Raw genomic sequence first — 1,590 nt, forward strand, 5'->3', positions numbered from 1 at the left:
CGTGGTCTTATACGTCCTCCCGGAGGGAGGCAAACGAGCTTCAGACATGGGCTATCTCCATCGCGCGGACTCCGAGCACCCGCTGGACGAGCTCGGGCAGCTCCGGCAGGATGCGGTTGAACTCCTGGGACAGTTTGACCCTGAAGACGGTGAACATATAGACCGCGTAGACGCAGGCCAGAAACACGTCGGTGCCGAACAGGCCCCGGCCGGAACGTGAGTAGCCGATGGCGTGCCCCTGGGCGTTGACCAGGACCAGGGCGCGCCCGACCTTGTCGTACACCTCGCCGTCGGTGGCGGTCGCCCCGGAGGGGAGCGAACGAGACATCGCGAGGTCGGCCTCCTGGGTGATAAGCGGCAGCGCGCCGGTGCCGGACTTCGGGTTCCAGATCCAGTGGGTCCACAGCCAGTAGCGCTCCGGCTCGGTGTAGTGCAGCGCCTCGCTGGCGAGCGATACGATCATCGCCTTCTCCAGGCCCCCGAGCTCGTTGACAAAGCGATCGAAACGGCCGGCCACCGGTCCTTCGTCGTAAAGCAGCGCTTGCAGCTCCGCGCGGATCGTCTCCAGGTCGTTGGCGCGCAGCAGGCGCTTGCTCTTGCGCCGCAGCGAGAAGATCGAGCCCAACAGCCGCTTCAGGCCGGTCTCGTCGAGCTCCGCCAGGCGGTCTTCCGCCAGGATCTCGCGGAACAGCCGGCTCTTGGCTTCGAGGCGCTCGCCGACGTCTTCGAGCTCGGTGCCGGTGGCCACCTTGGTGGCCTCCTTCATGAACTCGAGCGCGGCCTCGGAGTCGACAAGTTCTTCCGCTTGCGCCCCTCCGGAGCGACGTTCCGTTTGCGCCCCTTCGGGGCGACGGTCGGCGGCAAGGGCATCATGCAACATCGAACGCCGATCCCCAACCCCGAAGGGGTTGCATACCAGAGCCCGGGGTGAGCGAAGCTCCCCCCGTATGAAACCCTTTCAGGGTTTGGCTTCTTGCGCGTCCAGAACCCAGGGTGGCGCTGCGCTTACCCTGGGCTTTGATATCGAACCCTTTCAGGGTTCCCGATTCCGGCGATCTATACATTTTTCCTACGCCGTCGCCAGCGCGTGCTTGCGCAGGAACCCCGCCGCCTTCATCACCGCCGCGCCGGCCATCGAGATCGAGTCCTCGAGGTCGGCCGGGCCGGCGGCGGCACCGGCGACGTAGATGCCCTCCCGCGAGGTCGAGACGGTATTCATCGGCCCGCCGATGGTGTCGATGAAGCGGTGCGACTCGAGCGGCAGCGAGAAGATCTCGGCCATCCGGGTGGTGCCCTCCGACGGCTCCATGCCGACCGAGAGCACCACCACGTCCATCGGTACCTCGACCGGCCGGCCCATGGTGGTGTCCTCGCCCTTGATCACCACCGTGTCGCCGCGGCGGGTGATCTCGGTGACGATGCCGCGGATGAACTGTACCTTCTTCTCCTCCTGGGCCTTCCAGTACAGCTGGTCTTCCCAGAAGCCGTACATCCGCATGTCGATGTAGAACACGAACACCTGGCAGTCGGGCAGGTGGTCGCGGATCTCGATCGCCTCCTTGCAGGCGACGCCGCAGCACACCTTCGAGC

General features: G+C 65.8%; 2 protein-coding genes. Both read right to left on the reverse strand.

Annotated elements, in window-relative coordinates; translation table 11 throughout:
• Nucleotides 1–40: 40 nt before the first annotated feature.
• Nucleotides 41–880, reverse strand: a complete 840-nt coding sequence (locus tag GY769_10575) for a hypothetical protein (GenBank protein ID MCP4202363.1) — start codon at nucleotides 878–880, stop codon at nucleotides 41–43.
• 189 nt (nucleotides 881–1,069) lie between these two features.
• Nucleotides 1,070–1,590: CoB--CoM heterodisulfide reductase iron-sulfur subunit A family protein (locus tag GY769_10580; protein MCP4202364.1), on the reverse strand; the 521-nt coding region annotated here is incomplete at its 5' end.

The organism is bacterium, from assembly GCA_024224155.1.
Lineage (GTDB): Bacteria > Acidobacteriota > Thermoanaerobaculia > Multivoradales > JAHEKO01 > CALZIK01.